Raw genomic sequence first — 24,465 nt, 5'->3', positions numbered from 1 at the left:
GCATTTAAATTGGGTATAGGTAGTGAGCAAGATGCTCACACTACAAAAATTTCCCCATTCTTGATATTACGGTTTAAATGCCAAACAGCTTAACCAAGGGGCTTGCCACACTCATTGCTTAATTGATGTAATTTTTCTTCTAATTCCGTAATACGTTGTTCAAGTTGCTGCTCATCGCTTAACCTTGGCTGGGCAGTTTGAGCGATACGGATAAGCTGCATTGTAACTGATTCTTGATCTCCCCCGATATAGCTTAAGCCATTCCAGGGATTTTGTTTGAGCCAATTGAACCAATGACGAGTCGCCCTCATGGAGGAACGAATACCCCGTGCGACAGGTGGATAGGCGTGAATCAGAGGGGAAATATACCAGGGGTGATAGTCCACATTCATGGATGCACACCAATCCTGCCATTTGAAGGCAAGAATTCTGGCGCTAGTATGTACTGGAATCCAGGGAACTCGTAGCGCATCCGCCGCGATCGCACCATGCATGGCTTCGGCTAATAGCACCTGGGTGTGGTCAATCTCTGACAAGACTTGCTCCACTGAGTCACGGGGATCGATATACTTAAATCCAATATCTGAGCAGATTGATTGCCACGTTGTATCTGCATAAGTTGCATGATGGATATGGGGGATAAACCCAAAGCGATGGGTTTTATTTCCCGTACCTTTAAAGAGGCGTTTGATTAAAATAGCACCATCGGCTACCGCTAAATTAGCGGGTAAACCTAGGGATTGAGCCGATAAGGGTCCGCGAACAGAGTAAATTTTCCATGATGCTGGAATTACAGAGAGAGGTTTTTCATACCCAACACCTGTACTAAAAATAATCACTCGCTCCGCTTTGGGGAGGCGATGGGGGAGTAGACTATTGAATAATGTGCCAATTCCCACAAAAATGGTTGTTTCATCCTGATCGAAGAAATCCGGCAGCAATTGATGCCATAACCAGGGATTGAGGGCATCACCAAAGTTGTTTAAGTTATCTCGACGGTGGTAATAAAAGAGTTTGGTCATTTGTTATTGGTCATTAGTCATTGGTCATTGGTCATTAGTCATTGGTCATTGGTCATTTGTACTTTATTCAGTATCTTCTGCTTGACTCGTTCTAGGTTAAAAATTAGGGCGTTGCGTTGGAAACTGAGGTGTTGAGAGAACCGAGACTGATTGCACCAGTGATAGTAAGCGGGAATGGCTATATCCGTAAGAAACTTACGCCACTTTGCCGTAGTTGCTGAAGGGTGTATCGTGGCAGCGCGACGTTTTCCCTGATTCACCATCGCCTGATACAACCTGCGATCGCCTTTTAATCGTTTCAATGCCGAAAGGGTTTCCTCAAAAGAGGTGACTTCTAGATAGTCTTGAGGTGAGATTCGTTCGGCTTGATAGGCGGATTCAACTCCCAAAACTGCTGGAACTCCGGCTAGCCAAGCGTTATAAAGTTTAGTTGCGGGTTTGTGCAGGTAGGGGTGACGTGGGATTTCAGGATGGTGATCAAACCGACGCACGGCGACAATGACATCGACTTGACTGTAATCATGGCAGCGCGGATCGATATGACGATAGTCACTCCAGTGATTACGGTTAATTATGGGTTGCCACTGTAAACCCAGGGTATCGAGGTGTTTTTGCCAAGAGGGGTGGAGTAATTCGGGTGCGAGGTTCATCTCATGTCCGAAGAAGGCAATAGTTTCCACGCGATCGCCTCGTCCTGGATCTCGTGGAATTAAGCCCGGTTGAGTCCAATGGGGGATATAATAGCTGTTTGTCGTTATTTGAGTCTCTAGGGGATTTTGGACAAGATGAAGTTGAGCATAAGGGTATGGTCTCAGTTCGGCTTTGAGGCAGATCAGTAGGACATTTCGTCCCGGTTTCAGGGTATCATTATGGGATCTTAAGGCATTGCGATGGATGAGAACAATTCCTGCATCGGGGAATTCCTGAACTAATTCACAGGGAAACCCATCAGCTTTGAGACGTAGGTAAGTTTGTAGAGTCCAAGCGTAAATACCCAAACCAAACCCCTGCCAATTTTCATCCGCGCGATCGGGAAAATTATCCTGCCAATAGGGTTGGGGGATATAAAAGTAGATTGGGGGGAATTGCCCAGCCATAGAAGCGTGACTTACTCAAAACTATTACGGTATCCTTATAGTTAACATGATTGTCGGTACAACAGAAGCGGCTCAAATTTTAAATATCTCTACAGCTCGACTGCGAGTCCTGCTGCTCCAGGGCAGAGTGCAAGGCGCTTACAAGACCGGGAGGATGTGGTTAATGCCTCTATTTAATGGCAAACCGCTGATTCAGCGAGGGAAAAGAGGTCCTGCTCCGCGTTGGCGCAATCCCAGAAAGCCCGCGAAAACAATCATTCACGTTAATTCACACAGAATTCGACAGAATCAAAAACATAACTCACACCAGCCGGTGATTACGGTGAAGAAGTGGTGCGACTCTGGAACCCTGGTTGGAGCAAAGGAGAAGGCACCCCAAAAGGGCAATCAGAATATTTATGGTCATGAAGTGGAAATACCGGGAGGATGCCGTGTTGTTTATCGTCCCGATAGTCCCCGATGTGGTGCAAAGGTTTGGATCGAAACGCTTTATGACGTCAGGGTGATTTCTTGGCGGGAGGACGGCTCTGGCTGACTTGTACCCAGTGGCGTTAAAGATAGCAGATAGACAGGAAACGTTGTCTTGATTAATTCGCGATCGCGTCCCCTGGGTGATGCAAGCTTGCACCTTTGTCAGTATTCCCTGGTCGAGGATATCAGCATTAATTCGCGATCGCCCTTTGGGTGTGTTAGCTGACTCGGCAAGAAGCCTCACGCCATAATCTTCGATTTGGCGTTGAGATGAATTGCCAGTGGAGGGATTTATCCCCCTCAATCAACAATTTAACCAACCCTGCTATTATAGTGTAGGGAGGTGATAATTTTGAAGCGAAGCAAAGACACATTTAAACTGAATTACCAGTATCGAATTGTTCCCAACAAGCAACAGTCAGTTCAATTAAATGAATGGCTGTATAAATTATGCCGAATACACAATTTGATGCTAGAGGAACGGTTTAACTGGTGGGACTGTAATCGTTCCCCTGTCAATGCTTGCTCAATCCTTGTCACCCATCTGCCAGAGCTAAAAGAGCAGCCATCATACTATAGCCAAAAACGGGCGACTCATTGGTCAAGAGAGTCTCATCATCACCTATATGATGGCGTTCACTCTCAAGTTATTCAGGAGGCAATCAAGAGAGTAGAGGATACGTTCAATCGCTTCCTAAAAGGTGATTTCAAACGGCGACGGAGTGGTAAACCTAGATTCAAGTCTGTTAAGCGGTACAGAACATTCTCTTTCCCTCAAATTAAGGCGGATTGCCTTACAGTTATTACCAATCCTCATAAGCGCAAGAACGGAGAAGCCAGACGAGACATAGCTGACATCAATCTACCTAAGATTGGTCAGGTTAAGGTCATTTATCACCGTTCAATCCCTTCAGGGTTCACTATTAAAGCAGCGCTAATTTCTCGGAAAGCAGATGGTTGGTACATAACACTAACACTTGAAGATAAATCGGTTCCAAGTTTAACGTCGCCAGAGATAGAGGCGACTGAGGATAATTCTATTGGAATTGATGTAGGTTTAGAGAAGTTTTGGACGAGTCAGGTTTAAACAAATCAATCAATGATGCTGGTTGGAGTCAATTTTTGTCAATTCTTGCTTACAAAGCTGCAAAAGCTGGTAAGACGGTGGTGAAAGTTAAACCCCAAAATACAAGCAAAATATGCTCTTGTTGTAATCGTCTAGTTAAAAAAGATTTGTCAGTCCGAATACACGAGTGTCTATGCGGATTAATTCTAGACAGAGATTGGAACGCTGCGATTAACATCAAGAGAGTGGGGCTGGACATATTCCCCACTATAAAATGCCCCAAGCGCAGTCGTAAGGCTGCGACAAAGGAAGCCTACACCGTAATCTTTGATTCGGTGTAGGAGGATGTCACATATTAGTAGCTAGCTTGCTGGCTCGCAACCAGAAGGGGAACAATTATTGACGTTATGGTTTAAATGCCGAACAGCTTAGATGTGCGGCAGAGCAAATGTTGTATTTTTTCCTCTTTTACCATTTAATTAAAATAATGTCGCCAATATTTTACTAAAATCTACAAAAAACAAAATTTATTAATATAAACAGAGAAAATTCGGCTTTCTGTATGAAGATTCAGTAAAGATGTCCTGTTGACTAATTTTCCGTTGCCGATTACTCCTAATATAAAGAACGGACAACGTTTGTGGCTTTCATTGAGTACATGTCGGGTGTCGGGTGTCGGGTGTCGGGTGTCGGGTGTCGGGTGTCGGGTGTCGGGTGTCGGGTGTCGGGTGTCGGGTGTCGGGTGTCGGGTGTCGGGTGTCGGGTGTCGGGTGTCGGGTGTCGGGTGTCGGGTGTCGGCTAAAAAACCTAACACCTACCACCATTCACCTCACCTATTCATCCACAATGTTTTTTCCAAACAGGAAAATTTAATACATAGCTCCCCAAAATTGCTCGCTCCCCCCCACACCCCACACCCCATACCCCACACCCAGTATCCTATCGTGGGTAATGTAGCTTAAGTTGACACCAATGACCGACGTGCGCCCTTCATTGATGTGTCTTTGCGTCTGCGCTTGTGTAGCTGCGAAACCTGGGATATCATGTCCAGCTTTCTCACCCATGAGAAAAATTTCTGGAACGTCTGGAGTGTCTGATATGAGTAATGGTGCGTTACGCTTCGCTAACGCACCCTACAATTTTGCTGGTACAGGGCGTTGAGCAGAGGGCGACCCGACCCAATTAATGAGTGGTGTTGTTAATTTATTCCAGCGGGTCGCCCCTACAGGTCTTTGTCACCCCCATCACCCCTATCTCCCCTCACCTCACCACTCCCAACAGCAGCCCCTATTTAAGGCTTCTTTTGTTGCCAATGGTAAAACGGACTAATTAAGCTATACCAAAACAACTGTCCTTCACAAGCCGCCACAATATCAGTGTTGAGAACCGTGCCATACTTAATCCAGTGGATTATCAGTTTGCGGCAATCACTCACCAGATAAACCAGAACCATCAACCCTAGTGACAAATCTGGAAACTGTAACCGACGAATCGGATAGCGACTCAAGCCTATACCCCGAAACACCTGTAATAAATAATCTTTTTCTAAACGCGATCGCGGAATATGATGCTCAATCACCATATCCGGATTATGCCAGATTTCCCAGCCGGCATTTCTAATATACGATAACGTCTCTAAATCTTCTCCTTTTGAGGATACGGATTGACCACAAACCCCTTTTAACATAGGCTGGTCAGGAATATGTTCCAACCAAACTGACTGACGCACAACTAACCCCGCACCCGCAGGTAATAACCCTCGGCTATCGATATCATACCGGAACGGGGTGGAACCGCGATCGATAATTCCCAAACAACTGGCAATTCGGTGAAAATTTTCCGGGGGATTCGTCTCATACACTCCCTGAATTTGACCCCCATACGCCCCAGCTTGGGGATGTGACTGAGCAAAAGAATACACAGAACTCACCCAATTCGGAGAGGGAAGATTATCATCATCCAGAAACGCCACCCAATCACCCTGAGCCTTTTTAATCCCAAGGCGTCGCGCAAACGCTAACCCCTGTTTCGCCTCAAAATAGTAGTGGATGGGATGATTAGACTGGGCTTGATACTGATGAACAACATCGGCTGTGCGATCGCGACTATTATTGTCAATGACAATAATTTCCCAAACAAAGGGCTCGGTGTCAATCTGAACAACCAAGCCGTCTAAAACCTGTGGCAATCGAGCCGCACCATTGTAGGTACAAATAGCAACAGTCAGTTCAATCATCATAATTCTCCAAATCGGTGAATCGGTTTGCTTCAGGAAGTCTTGGGATGAGACAAGTCTATAAAAATGGGTGACAATTCCGCACCCCAGAAGCGATTACACCTATTGGCACATTTCGGGCAGGTCATTATCTGCGGGCGATGGCAATTTGGGCTGTTTATTTGACATTAAATCAATAGTGTTGAGTGTTGTGTAAGAGTTCTTTGCCCTCACTTATTTATGCTTCCAGTTTTTGGACATATCCTGGACATGGTGTAAGCGTATTGAGCAAAGATTGGTCGGCTGTCCAGAATTCGGCAGATTCTAGCTCGGCAACGGCTAGAAAAGCAGCATCATAGAGAGTTGCCAAAGAGAACTGTTGGGCAATCGCCCATGTTTTGGCACGGATAGCATTGCTATCGAGGTACTCAACAGGCATCTGGCAGAAATCATCATAAAACCCTGTAGCCTGGGAAGTGGTAATTGCTCCCAACCTTACTTTTTTTCGCAATACTGAGCCAACTTCAGTCCATGCAAATGCTGGAGCAACCAAACGCTCATTCGATGTCAGCAAAGGAAGGATCAAGTTTCTGGCTTGGGGTTGCAATGTCTCAGGTATCAAATAAGGAATCCAAACGCTAGTGTCGATACACTTAGTCACGCCGTCCCTCACCCGATCGCAGCTGACGAATCAAGTCCACAGAACTGGATTGAATTCCTGTTTTGGCTTCTACTTGAGCACTACGAGCCACAATGCGTTGATGGGCTGCCAGTGATCGCCGCCGTCGCACCTCGCGGTTGATTGCTTCAACAACCATCTCGTTAAAAGACTCACTGCCCTCTCGAAATTGCCTTGCTTGCTCAAGCAAATCTGCGGGAATACGGATAGTTACAGCTTCTCGCTCCATAGTTGCAACATAAGTAATCATAAAATGATATCAACTAATGTAACTATTTTCTGAACAGTCTGCAACAGTCATAAACCCACAACTAATGCCTTTGTAGGCTGGGTTGAGGAAAGAAACGAAATTTCGTGCATTCTATAATCCGCTACAATAAGCTTCATGCCATTAACAAAAACACCTGCCAACGCCTCCAGCCAATTCCTCAAACGCCAAGCCGCGTCGCTGCTACTGTATCAATCAGTTCTCCGTAACGACGTGGGACGAGCTTTTATCCATATTTTGCAAACCTTAAGCAAGGGTGAAGCCGAACAAACCGCTTGCTTGGTGGCTTATGGTAACTGGTTCAAAACGTTAGCCGCCCACAGAGAAAATTGGCAAGATTATCTGATTCGGCAAATTCTCCAAGACGATAATCCCTTTTCTGTGCAAGTACAACGGGTAGCCCTGGACGATTTACCCGAAGCCCTAGTCACGGCGGCTCAACAGGATTTACACGCCTTACAACATCTTTCTGAATGTAGCGCCGAACAGTTAAGTCGGTGGGTGCAAAAAGCCTCTCAGTTAGAAGCACAGCCTGTTTCTTGGAATCTGAAAACGGTGCAGCCTACATTTCTACACCAACAGAGTGATTGGACAGAATCTCTAGCAGAATTAGCCACCCACTATCAACAACATGGTACAGGGTTATTTGCCCAATATCATGCCCTGCGTTGGCAGTCGGGTCAATTGGTTGGTATCGCCCACCCTGATCCGATTCAGTTAACCCAATTGGTGGGTTATGAGTCTCAACAAGCCACGTTAGTTAAAAATACAGAATTTTTACTCGCGGGTTATCCGGCGTTACATGTCTTGCTTTATGGCAGTCGTGGTACAGGCAAGTCATCATTAGTCAAGGGGTTATTACAAAACTATAAGAATCAGGGACTACGGCTGATTGAAGTTGCCAAGTCTGACTTAAAAGACTTACCGATGATTGTGGAGCAATTGCGAGACGTACCGCAGAAGTTTATCATCTTTGTCGATGACCTCTCCTTTGAAGAGGATGACGATGCGTTTAAAGCCTTAAAAGTCGTCTTAGAAGGGAGTGTCACCGCCCGTTCCCAAAATGTAGTCGTTTATGCCACCTCCAATCGACGCCACTTAGTACGGGAATTTTTTACCGATCGCCCTCGTCCCAGCGATAATGATGAAATCCATGCCTGGGATACCTTACAGGAAAAATTATCCTTTAGCGATCGCTTCGGCTTAACCCTGACCTTTGAACCGACAAACCAAGACGCTTATCTCAACATCGTCTATCATTTAGCCCAGCAAGCAGGTATAAACTTACCCCAAAATGACCTAAAATCCCGTGCAATTCAATGGGCGACCCGCCACAATGGACGTTCAGGACGCAGCGCCCGCCAATTTGTTGATTTTCTCAGCGCTGATTTAGGGATTCATCCTTTGGATAGGGTAGAAAGGTAGCAGGATGCAAAAGTTATATCGTATTGTCGGGGCGGGCGCGAGCCATTTAATTGATGGGTATACCAATAACTTATCAACAAAACCCACCCTCTTTTCGTTTAGATTTGAGACATAAGACAAATGACCAATGACCAATGACAAATGACCAATGACAAATGACCAATGACCAATGACAAATGACCAATGACCAATAACAAATGACCAATGACGAATGACGAATGACCAATGAACCAACTCATTAATCAAATGCTTCTTGGTACAGTTGCTTTTACCGTCAGCGTGGCTGTGGGATTATTCATTAACCCTAACAAAGCCTTAGTTAATGGAGTCGTTACCGTTGTGGCAAGTTATGCTGGCGTTACCGTAGCGGATAAGCGACGCCTCCAAGCAGAAAAACAGCGCAAAAATGCTTTACTCAATCAAATCCAAGAATTTGAAGAAGAAGAAAGCCTGCTGTATGAATCACTCATGCAGGCAAGGGAAACACAACATCAACTCGAAGCCAGCATTCATGCATTACAAACTGAACGAGGTCAACTTCTGAGTCGGGTGTCTGAACTGCATAACCAACGAAATAACCTGTATCAAGAAATCAGTGAAGTTCAACAGCACAAGCAGGAACACCTAGAGGAAGTGAGTACCCTGCGATCGCAAATTCAGCAGATAGAGAAACACCAAAGCGAACTGAATCAATCCCTTTGGGCAAAAACTGCCCAAATCCAGCCAGCGGAAACTCGCTTAAATCACTTACAGGCTGAACTCGAACAGCTTCAAACCGAAATTGCTGATAAACTGCATCAACACGAACATCTTAGTCAAGACTTAGCTGCACTCGAACGCCGTAAGCAAGACTTAGGCGGCGAAGCTTACGACTTACATACCCAAATTCAAGCCTTAAAGCAACGTTTAGAGCAACTGAATCAAGCTTTTTTATCTTTACGAATACAGCAACAGCGAGTGCAGGAATATCTCACTCCGCTCAAATCCGAATTGGAACAAATGCAGCAACAAGTTACCGAAAAACAGCAACAACAAAAGCAACTGAATCAAGATTTGGCGCGATTAGATCAGCTTAAACAGCAGTTAGAATCCGATTATGCCGCTCTGCAACAGCAAATGCAAACCCTACGAGTACAGAAGTTAACAGCAACTGAAACAATCTTTCCTATAATTGAACCGAGTTTATCCACGATTTTACCACAAAGATGGCAGAAATTGCTGGAATTTACTCAACAGCTTAGTGAGGATGAACGAATGGCATTTCAAGCAATTTTGGCAGAAGATAATGCCGCTTTAAATCAAATTTATAATCAAAAAGGGATAATGTCACAGGATTTAATTCAATCCCTTAATCAAAAGTCTATTTCCGTCCTCGGATATCCTCTATTTTTCAGCGATAGTACCTCAGTTACTCCTCAACTCCATCAAGACTATAGTTCAGCATTAAAAGAACCAACATCTATTTATTTTAAAGACTTGATTGGACTTAATTATCGTCAAATTAAATCTGACCTAATATCAACAAGTTTTATTCACCTCACATCTTGAAAATGCTCACAAATTTGATATGCATTAATACTGCTCAATCCAATTGACTAAATCCGTCATATCTGTAAAATCCAATAAAGCCTCACTTAATTCATCTAAAGCTGTTGCAGATAAACCATTAATTCGGGATTGCACATCCGGAGTAATCCCGCCAATTCGACGAATCAATAAACGGTTAATCATAGCTAACTTTTCCTGCATTATTCCTTGTTGTACTCCTTCCTGTAAACTCTGTTCCACTCGCTCAACTCCCCAAGGTAAAAGAGTTCCTGATTCGTCCCACCACCGTAACCAATAGCAGATTATTTCCGCATTAGTGCCGTACCAAACTCCCAAATATAAACCCATTGTGGCAATCCAGTAGCGTCTATTCGCATCAGGTTGTCGCAGTTCATAATGTCTGGCTACTAAGTCATGGACTTCTAATGTCCCATCATTGGGGTTAAAAATAACATAAATTGGGACTTGCAAAATCCGCTCATAAAAATACCTATTTCGTTACAAAGCGGTAGACTAGGGTGCAACAGCTACTATTCCACCGATTATGCTTCAGGCATTATTATTTGATTTAGACGGCACCTTAGCGGATACTGACCCTATCCATTTTCAGACGTGGCAAGATATCTTGCGCGAGTATGGCTTAGAGTTTGATCACGCCTTCTACCAAATTCATTTTAGCGGTCGTCTCAATGCGGCGATTGTCAAGGATTTATTACCCCATCTGTCTCTAGAAGCAGGAAAAGAGTTAGGGGATTATAAAGAAGCAGAATATCGGAAACGTGCCGCCAAACAATTGAAACCGTTAGGCGGATTGCTAGAGATGTTAGATTGGGCAAATCAAAAGCAACTGAAGCAGGCGGTGGTGACAAATGCACCGAAAGATAATGCCCAATTCATGTTGCAAGTTCTCGGTTTAGACAAGCACTTTACCACCGTTGTTTTAGCGGAGGAACTGGAAAAGGGTAAACCTGATCCCATGCCTTATCAGGTGGGGTTAGAATTATTGGGTGTATCCCCGGTTTCAGCCGTGGCGTTTGAAGACTCCTTAACTGGCGTTCGTTCCGCCGTCGGTGCGGGACTTTTAACGATTGGTGTGGCGACGACGCATGAACCACAGGCGTTAATTGCGGCGGGGGCGGAGTTGGTGGTTAATGATTTGACTGACCCCAAGCTGGAAGATTTACTGCATTGTTTTGGGCGGGAGATGAACACTATCGCATTGTGATAGACGAGATAGTGATTGTCTGATAGCTTTAGTTAAGTAGGTGGACACAATTAAAGTTAGCGGTGGAGATTAGGGAACAGGGAACACCTCGACTTCGCTCGGTGTGTCACAGGGAACGGGGAACAGTAAAGGTTTGAGACTTGTTTACATAACTTAATCTAGTTAAGTTTATTTCCACCAACCTACTTAACTTATGATACGTCAAACACAAGGAGCAGGCTTCAAACTTGCCGCCACTGCGATTATCTGGGGTTTTGCCACGGGAATGCTAGGGATTTGCATTCCATATTCGTCATTCGTCATTTGTCATTCGTCATTTGTCATTCGTCATTCGTCATTCGTCATTCGTCATTTGTCATTTGTAAGGGTTTGAGGCTTGTTCACAGGTACTGACATTTTGGCTGGTGGGCATTGCCCACCCTACAGTATAGTGCGATCGCGTCTTTGCTTCATGGCAGTGCTTTAATGTTTGTCGCTTATACTGGCTATGGTCGGATTGCCACATTGGGAGAAGAGGTGCATCAGCCGCGACGCACTATCCCGATCGCAATTATCTTGACGATGATCATCACCCTAATCGTGTATATGGCAATTGCTGCTGTGAGTGTGGGAACCGTTGGAGTAGATACCCTTAGCGCCGCTACCCAATCAAACGCCGCCCCTCTGGAAGTCGCTTCTCGCCAATTTGGGATTCCCATCGTTCCCCCATTACTCGCCCTGGGTGCAATGACGGCGATGGTAGGCGTATTGCTAAACCTGATTCTGGGATTATCTCGCGTACTATTGGCTATGGGGCGTCGTCGGGATATGCCCAGAATCGTAGCGCGTCTGAATGCAGGGGGAACCACACCCTATATATCAGTGATTTGTATTGGAGTTGCGATCGCGGCGTTGGTTCTGATTGGTAATGTCAAAATAACTTGGTCATTTAGCGCGTTTACCGTTTTAGTTTATTATGCCCTTACCAACCTTTGTGCCCTACGGCTATCTGCCCAAGAACGACTGTATCCCAAATGGATCTCTGGGGTAGGATTAGCAGGGTGTCTCGTCTTAGCCTTTTGGGTGGAACAACAAATTTGGTTGATTGGTCTGGGATTAATTGTAGCCGGATTAGTCGGGAAAACGATAGTATTGCCATTGGCTTTAGGTTCACGAAATCACTAATTCAGTGCAGCGATGATCGGCGATAATAGGTCAGTAGGTGAAAGGGGAAAGCGATTGTCCGGAGTCACAAAGAGACGCCAACGACGACGAGTCCAGAAAAAGTCCTCAGCTAATGGCTGTCTGGTTGCATTGGGTGCGATCGCAGCATTAATCGCCACGGGTGCGATCGTCACTGGGGGGATATGGCTAGGGATTCGCCTGATGATTGATCCCAATGCGGCGATCTGGCTGAATCGCATCTTACCCGGATGGACAAAGATTCCCATCGCTGATGCTTCACCCCCACAAACTCTGGCAACCATCCGCGACGAGTTGCGCCAAACTGGGTTAATTGCGGGAGAACTTGTATCCCTCAATACAGGACAACCCTATCAAGAAACCCCTATTCTATTACCCATCTTAAAATCTAAGCCGAACTGTCAAACCAATTGCCAAAAAATTGTCGAACTGAGACTTTATCAACCCATCGAATTTCAGCAAGCCGAACTCGCTTACCAACTGGTCACTCAGCTTACCATTAACGAACGGTCAGAATACTTTGTCCTCTCCTCCACCGACGCCATTACTGGAAGTGCATCTCGTTCCTTAGCCTTTACTCGATTTAACCGTTTAGAAAATCAGGCTCCCGCCACAGGACTTTGGTTTAACCTCTGGGGAGTTCGCCTCACCGATGAATCCCCGAAAACTTATGGACAAATCCTCCATTACAACCCCGAACAAATGCACCTGAGTGTTATGTTGGACTGGCAAAGTCCCACAGATAAACCCCCCTATTGGCAACAAGTCACCGGGGAATCCACCCCAGAATTAGTGATTAATCAAACCGTAGGGTTAGAACCCAAATTCCAGGTATACCAGGTGCAACCCCGCCAGTTTCTCCTCAATCCAATTCAATTAACTGAAATTTCTTTGAATACACGGGCTGATGATAGTCCCACCTATCGTAATTCCTTAATGTTAGCTCAGAATGGGTTATGGTCTTGGGCATATCGACGATTGCAACAAGAACAGAAAAACACTGAGTCGGCAACTATTCAAGCCCAACGGGATGTGATTCGACTTCATGCCCAATTTACCGAAGCCCAAGCCAAGCAAACTTGGGCAAGTCAAGGACAACAAGTTCTCGCCTATCTTATTGATGGACGCTGGACAGATGGCTTACAGATATTTCAAACCGCCGCCTTGAATGGTTCCGCCGAAGACATTGCTAATTTACTCAAAACCGATACAGAGAGATTATGGCGACGGGTAGAAGCTGCCCTCAAGATTAGTCCTAATGATCGCACCATAAAAACCTGGGGGGCTTTAATTCTCGCCGCCCAAGAAGGGCGGGCTGAAGCTATCTCTTGGTTGCAGCAATTCCCCTCCCCTGAATCAGAATCCGATCAGCCTCAAACGCCAAATGATGCCCAGATTTATGCCTACCTGGATTACCTGGATTTAGCGTTAGCCCAAGTCCCACCCATCACCCCTCATTTAAGTCAAATTTTAGGTACTGCACAATTGGTGGAAACTGTCAAGCCGGAAGAGTGGCGACAACCGGAAGTGGGAAATAGTACAGCAACCTTTCCCCTATCGTTAACCACCCCATCCTCAATCCCCAATCCCCCATCCCTAGTTCTCCAAAAAGCCCCCCAACAGGTTTGGTATCAGATAGAAGTGGCGGCGTTTAATGATGGTCAACGCTGGCGTCAAACGCCATTTAACGACGTGCAATTGCCCACTGTTGCCCCAACGCAGCGTCTTTGGCAATATCTGGGCTTAGACACTGATCAGCGCCTGCAAATCGCCGTTTGGTCGGCACAGGGACGCCAGGAGACGATCGTGGCGACGGTTCAAGCGGTATCCTATCAAAACGGAGTGATCCAGCTTTTAGCAGCAGGAGTTGCCTTACCTAGCACAGAAAATAGTCGTCCCATGGCATATTCTCAAACCGCGCTACGCTGGCTAGAACCGGGTTCAATTAGCTTATCCGATTTAAACCAACTGCAACCGCAATGGGTGGCGGCAATATTACCAACACTGTGGCAGGAATTGGTCAAAAGTGGCAAGCGATCGCCCGAAGTCGAACCCACGATTGAGATGATGCTGCAAGAGATTGGACATTGGACAGTTCAGCCTCTGGATTTGACCGGGAATAATGAATCAGAAGCCGTTTTAACCTTATATGAAGATACAGCCAGTACCAGCCCAACCCTAAATATCAAACGCCCGGAAACGAACACGCAGCAATATAAACCTCGGACATTAATATTTTCGGACAAGGGGGCGTTACTCTACAGTGAATTATCCAGCCAGGGGAATACATCACTGACTGCGATCGCGGATTTGGGGGATGGCGGAACAGCGGCGTTAGTTTTGGCGGGTGAGAATCAGTATAGGCTTAAGCGTTGGTCAGATCAGCGTAAACGTTTTGAGTGAAGGCAGATTGATCATCCTTGGCATTGTTCAAAACGCCAATCATCAAGAGTTAGTCGGCTTGATCTGGAGTATCGCCGATAAGCTGCGAAGTCCCTACCTTGATATACCGTAGGGTGTGTTAGCGTAGCGTAACGCACCTTTGCCCTATTAACCTATGACGACAACCGTACAAAACGCCAATCATCAAGAGTTAGTCGGCTTGATCTGGAGTATCGCCGATAAGCTGCGAAGTCCCTAACTTGATATACCGTAGGGTGTGTTAGCGTAGCGTAACGCACCTTTGCCCTAAGGAAGCCGTTTTAGCAGCCAAGGCAAAGTATGCGAACGTCTTGCAGGGGGAGGCGTTTGAGAAGGCGATCGCGAAAGTTGCGATCGGGGGGAATCGCCAACAGCCTTTGTATAACCTCAGCGAGTTTACCTTTAAGAAGCTTTTGGGGGACTCGGAAGGATTAGCCGATAATCTTCGCGCCTATATCAATGGCTTTTCTCCCCTGGCGCGGGATATCTTTGATAAGTTTGACTTTGATAAGCAGATTCAGAAACTCGATGAAGCCAATCGCCTCTACGAAGTCATGCAGGCGATCGCGAGTCCTGATGTAGAGTTATCTCCGGCGCACCTCTCCAACCTGCAAATGGGGTATTTGTTCGAGGAATTGGTGAGGAAATTTAACGAACAAGCAAACGAAGAAGCCGGAGACCATTTTACTCCCCGTGAAGTGATTCGCCTGATGGTCAATCTGGTCTTCTGTGAGGAAGAGGATGTCTTCAAAAAGGGATTTACCGCACCGTCTATGACCCCACAGCGGGAACCGGGGGAATGCTATCGGTAGCGGAGGAATATATCAAACGGCAAAACCCAGAGGCAAATTTAGCATTATTTGGGCAAGAATATAACCCCGAATCCTACGCCATTTGCTGTTCTGACCTGCTGATTAAAGATGAACCGATTAACAATCTGGTTTATGGGGACACATTAGGACTTAAGGACGCGAAGCAAAAGAGTAATAACTTTGTTCCCCACGATGGTCATAGCGATAAACAGTTTCATTATATGTTTGCTAATCCGCCCTTTGGGGTGGAGTGGAAACCGGAGAAAGATTTCATCGAGGCTGAATATCAAACCCTGGGGTTTAAAGGTCGTTTTGGCGCAGGTTTACCCCGTATTAATGATGGGTCGCTGTTGTTTCTGCAGCACATGATTTCTAAGATGTACTCTGCACCAGAGGCGGGGGGAGATGGGTCACGCATTGCCATTGGGGTTTCTAAAGCAAAATAATATGCTTCATGGTTCGGGGTTACTGAATTTATAGGGTTGCTGTGCAGATGATCCGATTGAAGTTGATAATTTTGGGGTAGATGATAGCCTTGATGATGAGTTATAAAAGAATTTGTACAAAGAAGATATCCTAACCCTATTTCAACAAATTGGTCAGGAAGCCCAAGCCAAAGGACTAACCGACGAAATCCTAGAAGAACTGTTAGCTGATGAATCCTGACTTAATTGTTATTGACACTAATATATTTATTAGCGCCGTTCTTAGCCCGAATGGAACGGCATATCAAGCCTTTAGCAAAGCCATTAAACACTTTACGATAGTTCACACCGACCAAACCTACCAAGAACTCGCCCAACGGATTTATAAACCTAAATTTGATAAATATATTTCTAACCAAAGGAGAGAAGACTTTCTAGCCAGAATCCGCAATAACAGTCAATTCAGTCAAACCACATTAGCAATAACCGATTGTCGCGACCCAGACGATAACAAATTACTCGCACCAGCCCAGGAGAAGCCCAAAAAACCCTCATCGCCAGCCTCACCAAAGAACTGAAAAGTCGGGGAATGCTTGATGTCCTCCGTAACGGCTTCAAATGCTATGGCAAAACCTTCAAAGTCGCCTACTTCCAACCTAACACCGGGATGAACCCGGAAACCATCGCCCTCTACCGTAAAAATCGCCTCACCGTTACCCGCCAAGTCACAATTAAAACCAACGGAATTCCCGATATTATCCTCAGTCTCAACGGCTTACCCATCGCCACCATCGAACTGAAAAACCAACTCCTCGACGATGAACCCGATGATAACCTCAGCGACACCGCCCAACAAAAACTATTACGGAAACAACTCACTCGCACCAAACAACCCAACCTGAGTTACTTCGCCTTTACTGCCACCCCCAAACAACGCACCCTCTTACTCTTCGATGAACCAGGGGAAACCGGACAAGCCCCCTTTCATCTCTACACCATGCGCCAAGCCATAGAAGAAGGCTTTATTAAAGACGTACTCGCCAACTACACCTGTTACGCCCGTTATTACCAGTTAGTCCGCCGTTCAGAAACTGACCCCAACCTCCCCCGCCGTAAAGCAGCCAGGGAAATCGTCTGTTTCATCGAACTCCACCCCCACAACATCGCCCAGAAAGTGGAAATCATTGTTGAGCATTTCCGCAACCATACCCGCCATAAAATCGGGGGTGGGGCTAAAGCAATGGTTGTGACGCGATCGCGTGAACAGGTGGTTAAATACAAACTCGCCTTCGACCACTACATCAAAGACAAAGGCTACACCGATATTAAATCCCTCGTCGCCTTCTCCGGTTCAGTTCCCCTCCCAGAGTTCCCCAATGAAAGTTTCACCGAAGTTAGGATGAATGGCGGTATCAAATCCAGTGAAATCCCAGAAAAGTTCGCCAGCAAGGATTACCAAGTGCTACTCGTCGCCAACAAATTCCAAACCGGCTTTGACCAACCCTTACTCCATACCCTGTTCGTCGATAAACGCCTTGCTGGAGTCCAAGCCGTGCAAACCATCTCCCGCCTCAACCGTACCGCCCCAGGGAAAGAAGATACCTTCGTTTTAGATTTTGTCAACCAACCGGAAGATATCTACAAAGCCTTTAAACCCTACTACGAACAAACCCCCCTTGGGGAAACGGCTGACCCCCAACAACTGAACGACCTCGCCTTTCAACTCTATAACTGGCGACTCTTTAGCGAAGAGGATGTTAACGAATGGTGTGAAATCTGGTTCCGTTCCAAAACCTCCCTCACCGGGGGAGAACACCAAAAACTCAATACCCTACTCGACCCCATTATTGACCAATACAAAACCCTAGAAGCAGCCGAACGAGACCAATTTAAAAGCCAACTCACCAGCTTCCGTAACCTCTACCTTTTCCTTGCCCAAATTATCCCCTACCAAGATTCTGACCTAGAAAAACTTTATGCCTATAGTCGCTTTCTGCTGAAGAAACTCCCCCGCAGCGCCAATGCACCTCAAGTAGACCTATCTGGGGATATCGAGATGAAGTATTACCGCCTCCAAAAAATCAGTGAAGGCAAAATCAACTTGAACGAAGGCGAAGCCGACGCCCTCAAAGGAGCAATCGCAGTAGGGACACGCCAACCGGATAAAGAGGTTCCCCTGTCTCAACTGATTGACTCCCTTAACGAACGCTTTGGCACAGATTTCACCCCCGCTGACCAACTCTTCTTCGAGCAAATCACCGAAAGCGCGATCGCGAACGACCACCTCAAGCAAGCCGCCCAGGTCAATACCAAAGAAAACTTCGCCCCCGTCCTCGACCAACAACTCGAAAACCTTTTCATCGAACGCATGGAGGGGAATGAGCAAATCTTTATGGAAGTCATGAACAACCAGGAATTCAAACAAGTCGTCTTTGAAAAACTGCTCGAATCAATCTATAAGCAGCTGGCGATTCATCCCACGCTCAATCGAAGATTAGAGGGTGGGGAACCTATCGCCGGATAAGCTAAATTCTAATGCGACACAGAAAGGACATTCCCTTCTCAGACTTGGGAACGAGGCTAACGAGGCTAGGCTACGCCCCAAATAAAAGTAACCAAATCGGTAAGGTAAGCAAAAGTCCTATCGAACCAACCGCCAGTGCTGTCACGGTTAACTCGCGATCAAGTTCATAAACTTCCGCGATGACTAAAGTGGCAAAGGCTGGCGGCATTGCCATTTGCAGGACGATCGCTAATTGCGGCTTACCAACTATGCCAAACTGTGATAAAGCCATACCTAACACTAAAGGAATGAGTAACATTTTAATGCCCAGACCCACCCCAGCTTGTTTAACTTTGCGCCAAGACGCCAACTGACTCAAGCGCATACCAATCAGAACCAGTGAAAGCGCGATCGCACTCCAGGCAAATTTTTCCATTCCCACCTCCAGCCATCCCGGTAACGGAACCTGACGCAACTCCAATCCGATGCCCATACTCCACAGCGCCGGATTAATCACTAGCGATCGCACTAACTGCCCATGACTCTTCTCACCCCGACCAAAACGCGCCGCTAATACTACCCCTAAACCATAAGCGCCCAGTAACGTTCCCAGCATGTCATAAAATAGCGCCCAACCGAAATAGTTTTTTCCCAACAAGGTTAGATTAACGGGAAACCCCAAATACCCTGTATTTCCTACCATCGACGCCAGCAAGAAACTCCCTTGAGTCGGTTTATTCCACTCAGATGGAGTGTCATTTGTCAAGCCATGGTTCGCAGCAAACTTACCTCCACCCTTAATCCAAAACCAAGCCAAGAGAGCACCCAATAAAATCGCCACCCAAGCCGCGATCGGAGCAATCCAAATCTTTCCCGATAGATCCGCACCCCGCAGAAACGTAATAATACTGATAGGAACTCCAATCCAGAACAGAAATTGACCAATAAACGTTGGTATCCACCGGGGCATCAAACGTCCCAACACCCATCCGAGTAGCACACCACCCCCTAGCTGGAGGTAAAGTTGGAACAAGGGTCGTAAACGCTCTGGATCTAGGCTGGGCATTAGATAATGATCAAACAGACAACGGTTTTGATGATAAGTCAGTCTCCAAGAAAAGAAATTGGCACAGACTACATAAGTGAAGTTGCCAACCTTTAGCCGAATGACACTAAATTAAGGCGGGTGGGCAATGCCCACCCTACGGGATATCAAACGTTTTGGCGATTCCAAAATGCTTATTTAGTGCCATTAAGCCAAATAAAAGTATCAGTAGTACGCTCAGGAGTGGAGTTTTGAATACCCCCGATTTTCCCGGAGAACCCGTCAACCTATCAGAAGCAACAGCGGAGGATATTCCTGTAGCTGTCAGGGATACACCCGACACCAGAGGGCGATCGCGGTGGCAGCCGTTTCTCATTATCATGGCAGTTGTAGGATGTGGCGCGATCGTTTTGGCGCTAATCCTATCCTCGTCCACCTCCCAATCTCCCCAAACGATTACCGCTTCCCCCCAACCCACCACAACGGATACCTCTACCCCAGCTAATCCAGAGGAGAGTGAAAGTGAGAACGACGTTAATAATCTTCTGGGACACCTTCCCTATGAAGAAGCCCCCCTATCTGAACTCGAACCGATTACCTCAGATGGTCGGATTCAACTCCGGGAAGCAGCAGCGAAGAAATTTAAAGCGATGAGGGCAGCCGCTCAAGCCGATGGCATCGTATTAGTCGCAATATCCGGCTATCGTACTCAGGAACAGCAGCAGCATCTCTTTTTTGACATCAAAGCACAACGGGGACAAGTGGCGACACAACGGGCTGAAGTCAGTGCGCCTCCCGGTTACAGCGAACATCACACCGGTTATGCCGTCGATATTGGTGATGGTAGAACACCCGCCACAAATCTGAACACCAATTTTGAGAATACAGCGGCGTTTAAGTGGCTGGAAAAGAATGCCGCGTACTATAGCTTTGAGTTATCCTTTCCCAAAGGAAATCCCCAAGGTGTGAGTTATGAACCATGGCACTGGCGCTTTGTCGGTGATCCAGATAGTTTAGAAACCTTCTACAAAGCCCAAAATTTGGATAGTCCTGATTCTGAACCCTCTCCCTCAGAACCCCAGGAGGACTCTAGTCAGTAGCTGGAAAAAATTACCGCTAATGTAGCTTCTCGAAGGACGAATGACAAATGACAAAGGACAACTCATGCAACAAACCACTCTCAATGTAATTGCCATTGGCATTTTTGGCATGACCCTTTCTGCCCTACTGACTCCAATTTTTAATATTCCGCCAGCGATTCCCGCCTTGGCAACATTTGGAATTTTAGGATTAGTTACGGTAGATACTCTCAGCTTTCAAGGTAAAGGTACAACGATACTATTAGATTGGTTAGCCCAGAGGCGCAGTGACTATCGCGATCGCATTCTGCACCATGAAGCGGGTCATTTCCTGGTGGCTTACCTGTTGGGGATTCCGATCACGGGTTATACGCTGACAGCCTGGGAAGCCTTGAAGCAGGGACAACCAGGTTTAGGTGGCGTGCAATTTGATACTCAGCAACTTTCACCGAATCCCCTTGCCATTGGCGAAATGCGATTGACTCTGGATCGATTCTGTACCGTTTGGATGGCAGGAATTGCGGCAGAAACCCTGGTTTATGGTGAAGCGGAGGGAGGAATCGACGATTGTCAAAAATTAAAAGAGGCGTTGAGATTATTTGAACGTCCTGTTGGTGAATTTACCACCAAACAGCGTTGGGCGATGCTCCAAGCCCAAACAATGTTACAGGACAACTGGCAGGCTTACGAAGCCCTGATCAAAGCTATGGCAGAACGGACATCCGTAGGCGACTGCTATCGCCTGATTCAAGATCATTGTCGCAATTAAATAGGAAGGTGTAGGGGAAGACAAGGAATGTCGATCTGTAGGGGCGGGTTTTACAGATACCATTTTGCAACAAACCGATAACGTAACTAAACCCGCCCTTCTGGGGAAGCTGCGAGCCGTATTGGGGCGGGTTTAATACCATCTGGGTAAAGTCAAAAACGATAGTCGTGAAACCCGCCCCTAGGAATCAAAACGTTAATAAAGTGTGTCATCACTGTAAACCACCTGGTTCGTTCCTTTGGCTTTAGCACGCAAAAGATTATGATCCGCCCGTTTGACGAGACTTTCGCCTTTGTGGTCATCTGAAGCCTTGAGAGAAGCAATGCCGACGCTAATCGTAATCTCGATCGCGATCGTACCATCCACATTAAACGGTTGCTCGTTGATCTGATATCGCAGGCGTTTGGCGACAATTTTAGCTTCCTCGCCATTGGTTTGATTAAGAACCACTAAAAACTCTTCGCCGCCATACCGAAACAACGTATCCTGTAGGCGCAGATTATGCTGGAGTCGGGTTGAGAGCAACTGCAAAACGCGATCGCCAACCTGATGTCCATAGGTGTCATTCACGGATTTGAAATGATCCACATCCATCATAATCACACTCAGATCCGTGATGTATGTGCGGGCATTTTGGATTTGCCGGGGTAACTCCCATTCCATTGCCCGACGATTATTAAGTTCGGTTAAGGGATCAGACAGAGCCAGGGTGGAGAGAACATCATTGGTTTGCAGCAGTTTTTGGTAAAACTGTACACTGCGCCATCCGACTAGGATATGGGCTTTCAGAAGCCGATATTCTGCTAACGTACTTCCTGGATCTCCTGTTGGGGTGCAAGTCAGGGGTAAGTAAGCATCTGCACCGCCTTCTAGAGCTTCAGCACAAATAATTTGTTCCCGACGCGGATCAGCCGCTTTGCCTTCACTCAAGGAATAAGACGGGTCATTAATTAAAATGCAATAAATCCAGCTTAACTGTAGTTGTTCTTTAACCTGCTTACACAGTTCCAAACTCCCGTTTTGGGTTGCCTGCACAATTAAAATTGCGTATTGTTTAGCTTGAACCTTACTCAGAGCATCTTCTGGATTGGCAGACGACTCCACCTTGCCAGACGTAATCGTGCGAATCTGGTCAAGGAACGTCTTAAGGAATTGCGGATTTCCCACGATTAATACAGAAGCGTCCATTTTGGGATGTAGCTCGACAAGAGCTGAGACATTGACCGTTACATAAGACCTACTCAAAGCTGATCAACCGTAGTCAAACCTAACTTTGATGCTTACTTCCTGTTTCACTCGCTTCAGTGACGGCACTTAACCAGTCCACAGGCTATCACCACCTAACTGGCGGCTATCTCCAAATTAATGGAGGCATTTAAATCTCTGTCGATTTCCAGTCCACAGTTATCGCACCGGAAAACTCGCTCTGATAAAGGCATCTCCTCTTTGACGATATGGCATCTTGAGCAGGTTTTGGTTGAGGGATACCATCGGTCAACCTTAACCAAGGTTGACCCGTACAGCTTACACTTGTACTCTAGCTGGCGTTTAAACTCAAAGAAACCCATATCCTGAATAGCTTTTGCCAGTTTGTGATTAGCCATCATGCCCGACACATTAAGATTCTCTATTCCAATTCGGCTGTGGTTTTGGGCTAAATAGGAGGTAAGTTTATGTAACGTGTCTTTTCTGATGTTGGCTATTTTCCGATGCAAACGGGCTATTTTAACTTGGGCTTTTTTCCAGTTAGCGTGTTTGGCTAATGCCGTTCGCTGCTTGTTGTTGAGTTTTAGCTCGGTTTTGAACCCTAACAGCATAGTCTACCTATCCAATGCCTGTTATACTCATATTATATATGATGACACAAGTGTAACAGAATGCCTAGAAAAAAAATTTATAACGAGCCTAAACGACGATTTACAATGACTTTGACAGAAACAGCAATAAATTGGCTAGAGGAGGAAAGGGTAAGAATAGGGGCAAACAGCCTCAGCGATACGATTGAGCGAATGGCGAGAAACAAAGAAAAGTTACTCAAAATGTCTAGCAATGAATAGCTTTGAGCAGAGATTAGGTTACAGTTATCAATCCCTGACTTCTACACTAGCTTATCGTGCCTTGGAGCCTTCTGCCCTGGAGCCTTGTTTCTACCAATAGTGTAAGTATTCAACCGGACATGATATAACCCCACCCAAATCAACGATTCGGATGGGGATAAAGATGGCAAAACCTCAGTCAGTGAAGCACCTCCTGAGGAACCTTTATTGGGAACACACTGAGTTAGGAGATTACTTCTTTTGTTTGAGCTGCTTCAAGATTGAACCGACACCCAAGGAACCCACAGCGAGTAAGCCACCGATTGTACCGGGTTCGGGAACCTCTATCTGATCATAGGTCTGAACGATTGATGAAATTTCCGCAGAACCACCCGCTTCGGCTTCAACCCGAATCTCTTTGGTAATGTTTAATTTTTTGTATGGGGTAGCTAGGTCAAAATCTTCGCCTTCTAGTGCTGGATCTTGTAAGTCTGATCCCCCTTCATAAGGATTAGACACCATTAGTTCGGCAACAATCGTACCATCGACTCTAGCCGTCTCCTTCACACTGGCTTTTCCATTCCCCGCAAAGGCTCCGTTAAATGCCAAATTAATCGAGTCAATCGCCTTGGTGGGATCTAAAGCTTCGACATCAAAGCTAATTAAGGTTTCCAGGAACTCAGTGTCTGGTGAAGCAAAATTAGTTACAGAAAAAGGTCCTTGGATATCAATCCCAAAGGGACTGTTTTCAATGGTATTGATCTTAATTTCGTCGCAACTGTTAGGAACCAGCAGTGCCATATCAGAAGTAGAGAGTGCACACTGAAAGTTACTGAATCTTTTATCTCCCACATCCAGAAAGCCGTTGCCAATCTCTCCCAATGTGATCGCCTGAGCTGGAGCGGCTAGAGTGCCTACCACTGTGACGCCTGTAACTGCTGCTGCTATTGCCCATTTATGTATCATATTATCTTTCCTTAACTGAACTGGACGACTGTGAATGGCGAAGGTTTTTTAGAAGAGGTTAATCTTCATCTCTATATTTCTCTCTCTTTAAAGATACCTCATATAAACTTTGCTGTCATTCCCTCTACAGTAAAGACTTGATGAAATTACGGCTGGATTATTATGAAGTTTTGGTAAACCTTGAGCCAGAATAGGAAATTGGCATACCTTT

General features: G+C 46.0%; 23 protein-coding genes and 4 pseudogenes. 16 read left to right on the top strand and 11 right to left on the bottom strand.

Going from position 1 to position 24,465, the window contains the following annotated elements; translation table 11 throughout:
* Nucleotides 1-89: 89 nt before the first annotated feature.
* Both RIG27_RS29020 and RIG27_RS29015 read right to left on the bottom strand, forming a co-directional pair.
* Nucleotides 90-1,022, bottom strand: a complete 933-nt coding sequence (locus tag RIG27_RS29020; protein WP_446340140.1) for a polysaccharide pyruvyl transferase family protein — start codon at nt 1,020-1,022, stop codon at nt 90-92.
* Nucleotides 1,023-1,060: 38 nt separating this feature from the next.
* A complete protein-coding gene (locus RIG27_RS29015; protein ID WP_446350591.1) occupies nt 1,061-2,119 on the bottom strand; it encodes a hypothetical protein in 1,059 nt (352 codons plus the stop codon).
* A gap of 46 nt (nt 2,120-2,165) precedes the next feature.
* On the opposite strand from RIG27_RS29015, the gene RIG27_RS29010 reads away from it, so the two are divergent.
* The 4 genes from RIG27_RS29010 (at nt 2,166) to RIG27_RS28995 (ending at nt 4,458) form a co-directional block, all read left to right on the top strand.
* Nucleotides 2,166-2,654 carry a DNA-binding protein gene (locus tag RIG27_RS29010; protein WP_446350590.1) on the top strand — a complete coding sequence of 163 codons (489 nt, stop codon included), beginning with the start codon at nt 2,166-2,168 and terminating at the stop codon, nt 2,652-2,654.
* A gap of 288 nt (nt 2,655-2,942) precedes the next feature.
* The gene (locus RIG27_RS29005) at nt 2,943-3,677 is read left to right on the top strand and encodes an RNA-guided endonuclease InsQ/TnpB family protein (protein WP_446350589.1); all 735 of its coding nucleotides are present in this window, start codon (nt 2,943-2,945) and stop codon (nt 3,675-3,677) included.
* A gap of 77 nt (nt 3,678-3,754) precedes the next feature.
* Nucleotides 3,755-3,997, top strand: coding sequence for a zinc ribbon domain-containing protein (locus RIG27_RS29000; RefSeq protein WP_446350600.1), 243 nt, complete (start codon nt 3,755-3,757; stop codon nt 3,995-3,997).
* A gap of 299 nt (nt 3,998-4,296) precedes the next feature.
* Entirely contained in the window at nt 4,297-4,458 is a 162-nt protein-coding gene (locus tag RIG27_RS28995) for a hypothetical protein (protein ID WP_446350588.1), read from the top strand.
* Between the two features lie 489 nt (nt 4,459-4,947).
* On the opposite strand, the gene hpsE is transcribed toward RIG27_RS28995, so the two are convergent.
* Complete coding sequence (gene hpsE / locus RIG27_RS28990) at nt 4,948-5,895, bottom strand: hormogonium polysaccharide biosynthesis glycosyltransferase HpsE (RefSeq protein ID WP_446350587.1); 948 nt, start codon at nt 5,893-5,895, stop codon at nt 4,948-4,950.
* A 44-nt stretch (nt 5,896-5,939) separates the two neighbouring features.
* On the opposite strand from hpsE, the pseudogene RIG27_RS28985 reads away from it, so the two are divergent.
* Nucleotides 5,940-6,071, top strand: a pseudogene (locus RIG27_RS28985) (GH116 family glycosyl hydrolase); the annotation flags it as partial.
* Between the two features lie 38 nt (nt 6,072-6,109).
* On the opposite strand, the gene RIG27_RS28980 reads toward RIG27_RS28985, so the two are convergent.
* Both RIG27_RS28980 and RIG27_RS28975 read right to left on the bottom strand, forming a co-directional pair.
* Nucleotides 6,110-6,532: a type II toxin-antitoxin system VapC family toxin gene (locus tag RIG27_RS28980; protein ID WP_446350586.1), complete on the bottom strand. Its 423-nt coding sequence runs from the start codon at nt 6,530-6,532 to the stop codon at nt 6,110-6,112.
* Complete coding sequence (locus RIG27_RS28975; protein ID WP_446340334.1) at nt 6,525-6,779, bottom strand: YlcI/YnfO family protein; 255 nt, start codon at nt 6,777-6,779, stop codon at nt 6,525-6,527. The genes RIG27_RS28980 and RIG27_RS28975 overlap by 8 nt, the downstream gene beginning before the upstream one ends.
* A gap of 156 nt (nt 6,780-6,935) precedes the next feature.
* On the opposite strand from RIG27_RS28975, the gene RIG27_RS28970 reads away from it, so the two are divergent.
* Nucleotides 6,936-8,243 (top strand): ATP-binding protein, encoded by a 1,308-nt coding sequence (locus RIG27_RS28970; RefSeq protein WP_446350585.1) that lies wholly within the window; start codon nt 6,936-6,938, stop codon nt 8,241-8,243.
* Nucleotides 8,244-8,341: 98 nt separating this feature from the next.
* Here RIG27_RS28970 and RIG27_RS28965 read toward each other — a convergent pair whose 3' ends face one another.
* The gene (locus RIG27_RS28965; RefSeq protein ID WP_446350584.1) at nt 8,342-8,482 is read right to left on the bottom strand and encodes a hypothetical protein; all 141 of its coding nucleotides are present in this window, start codon (nt 8,480-8,482) and stop codon (nt 8,342-8,344) included.
* Between RIG27_RS28965 and RIG27_RS28960 the strand changes: the two genes are divergently transcribed.
* Entirely contained in the window at nt 8,469-9,791 is a 1,323-nt protein-coding gene (locus tag RIG27_RS28960) for a hypothetical protein (RefSeq protein ID WP_446350583.1), read from the top strand. The genes RIG27_RS28965 and RIG27_RS28960 overlap by 14 nt on opposite strands.
* Before the next feature lie 24 nt (nt 9,792-9,815).
* On the opposite strand, the gene RIG27_RS28955 is transcribed toward RIG27_RS28960, so the two are convergent.
* Entirely contained in the window at nt 9,816-10,262 is a 447-nt protein-coding gene (locus tag RIG27_RS28955) for a DUF4351 domain-containing protein (RefSeq protein ID WP_446350582.1), read from the bottom strand.
* Between the two features lie 73 nt (nt 10,263-10,335).
* Here RIG27_RS28955 and RIG27_RS28950 point away from each other — a divergent pair, with 73 nt between their 5' ends.
* From RIG27_RS28950 to RIG27_RS28920, 7 genes and pseudogenes are all read left to right on the top strand, one after another.
* On the top strand, nt 10,336-11,016 hold the full coding sequence (locus tag RIG27_RS28950) for an HAD family hydrolase (protein ID WP_446350581.1): 681 nt from the start codon (nt 10,336-10,338) through the stop codon (nt 11,014-11,016).
* Between the two features lie 193 nt (nt 11,017-11,209).
* On the top strand, nt 11,210-11,389 hold the full coding sequence (locus RIG27_RS28945) for a hypothetical protein (RefSeq protein ID WP_446350580.1): 180 nt from the start codon (nt 11,210-11,212) through the stop codon (nt 11,387-11,389).
* Between the two features lie 59 nt (nt 11,390-11,448).
* Nucleotides 11,449-12,180 (top strand): annotated as a pseudogene (locus RIG27_RS28940) (APC family permease); the annotation flags it as partial.
* Between the two features lie 54 nt (nt 12,181-12,234).
* Nucleotides 12,235-14,601: a hypothetical protein gene (locus RIG27_RS28935; RefSeq protein WP_446350579.1), complete on the top strand. Its 2,367-nt coding sequence runs from the start codon at nt 12,235-12,237 to the stop codon at nt 14,599-14,601.
* A 154-nt stretch (nt 14,602-14,755) separates the two neighbouring features.
* A pseudogene (locus RIG27_RS28930) lies at nt 14,756-15,856 on the top strand (HsdM family class I SAM-dependent methyltransferase); the annotation flags it as partial.
* 230 nt (nt 15,857-16,086) lie between these two features.
* Entirely contained in the window at nt 16,087-16,434 is a 348-nt protein-coding gene (locus tag RIG27_RS28925; RefSeq protein WP_446350578.1) for a putative toxin-antitoxin system toxin component, PIN family, read from the top strand.
* An 11-nt stretch (nt 16,435-16,445) separates the two neighbouring features.
* A complete protein-coding gene (locus RIG27_RS28920) occupies nt 16,446-18,380 on the top strand; it encodes a type I restriction enzyme subunit R domain-containing protein (RefSeq protein WP_446350577.1) in 1,935 nt (644 codons plus the stop codon).
* Between the two features lie 70 nt (nt 18,381-18,450).
* Here RIG27_RS28920 and RIG27_RS28915 read toward each other — a convergent pair whose 3' ends face one another.
* The gene (locus tag RIG27_RS28915; RefSeq protein WP_446350576.1) at nt 18,451-19,425 is read right to left on the bottom strand and encodes an AEC family transporter; all 975 of its coding nucleotides are present in this window, start codon (nt 19,423-19,425) and stop codon (nt 18,451-18,453) included.
* A gap of 230 nt (nt 19,426-19,655) precedes the next feature.
* On the opposite strand from RIG27_RS28915, the gene RIG27_RS28910 reads away from it, so the two are divergent.
* Entirely contained in the window at nt 19,656-20,504 is an 849-nt protein-coding gene (locus RIG27_RS28910; protein ID WP_446350575.1) for a M15 family metallopeptidase, read from the top strand.
* A 64-nt stretch (nt 20,505-20,568) separates the two neighbouring features.
* Nucleotides 20,569-21,252 (top strand): ATP-dependent Zn protease, encoded by a 684-nt coding sequence (locus RIG27_RS28905; protein WP_446350599.1) that lies wholly within the window; start codon nt 20,569-20,571, stop codon nt 21,250-21,252.
* Nucleotides 21,253-21,447: 195 nt separating this feature from the next.
* On the opposite strand, the gene RIG27_RS28900 is transcribed toward RIG27_RS28905, so the two are convergent.
* The 3 genes and pseudogenes from RIG27_RS28900 to RIG27_RS28890 form a co-directional block, all read right to left on the bottom strand.
* The gene (locus RIG27_RS28900) at nt 21,448-22,497 is read right to left on the bottom strand and encodes a GGDEF domain-containing protein (RefSeq protein WP_446350574.1); all 1,050 of its coding nucleotides are present in this window, start codon (nt 22,495-22,497) and stop codon (nt 21,448-21,450) included.
* A gap of 95 nt (nt 22,498-22,592) precedes the next feature.
* Nucleotides 22,593-23,054 (bottom strand): annotated as a pseudogene (locus tag RIG27_RS28895) (RNA-guided endonuclease InsQ/TnpB family protein); the annotation flags it as partial.
* Nucleotides 23,055-23,540: 486 nt separating this feature from the next.
* Entirely contained in the window at nt 23,541-24,254 is a 714-nt protein-coding gene (locus RIG27_RS28890; RefSeq protein ID WP_446350573.1) for a PEP-CTERM sorting domain-containing protein, read from the bottom strand.
* Nucleotides 24,255-24,465: the final 211 nt, after the last annotated feature.

Origin of the sequence: Coleofasciculus sp. F4-SAH-05 (assembly GCF_040222985.1) — a bacterium.
GTDB lineage: Bacteria > Cyanobacteriota > Cyanobacteriia > Cyanobacteriales > Coleofasciculaceae > Coleofasciculus > Coleofasciculus chthonoplastes.
The sequence above is the reverse complement of the archived record's forward strand: the minus strand, read 5'-3'. Positions and strand labels throughout refer to the sequence as shown.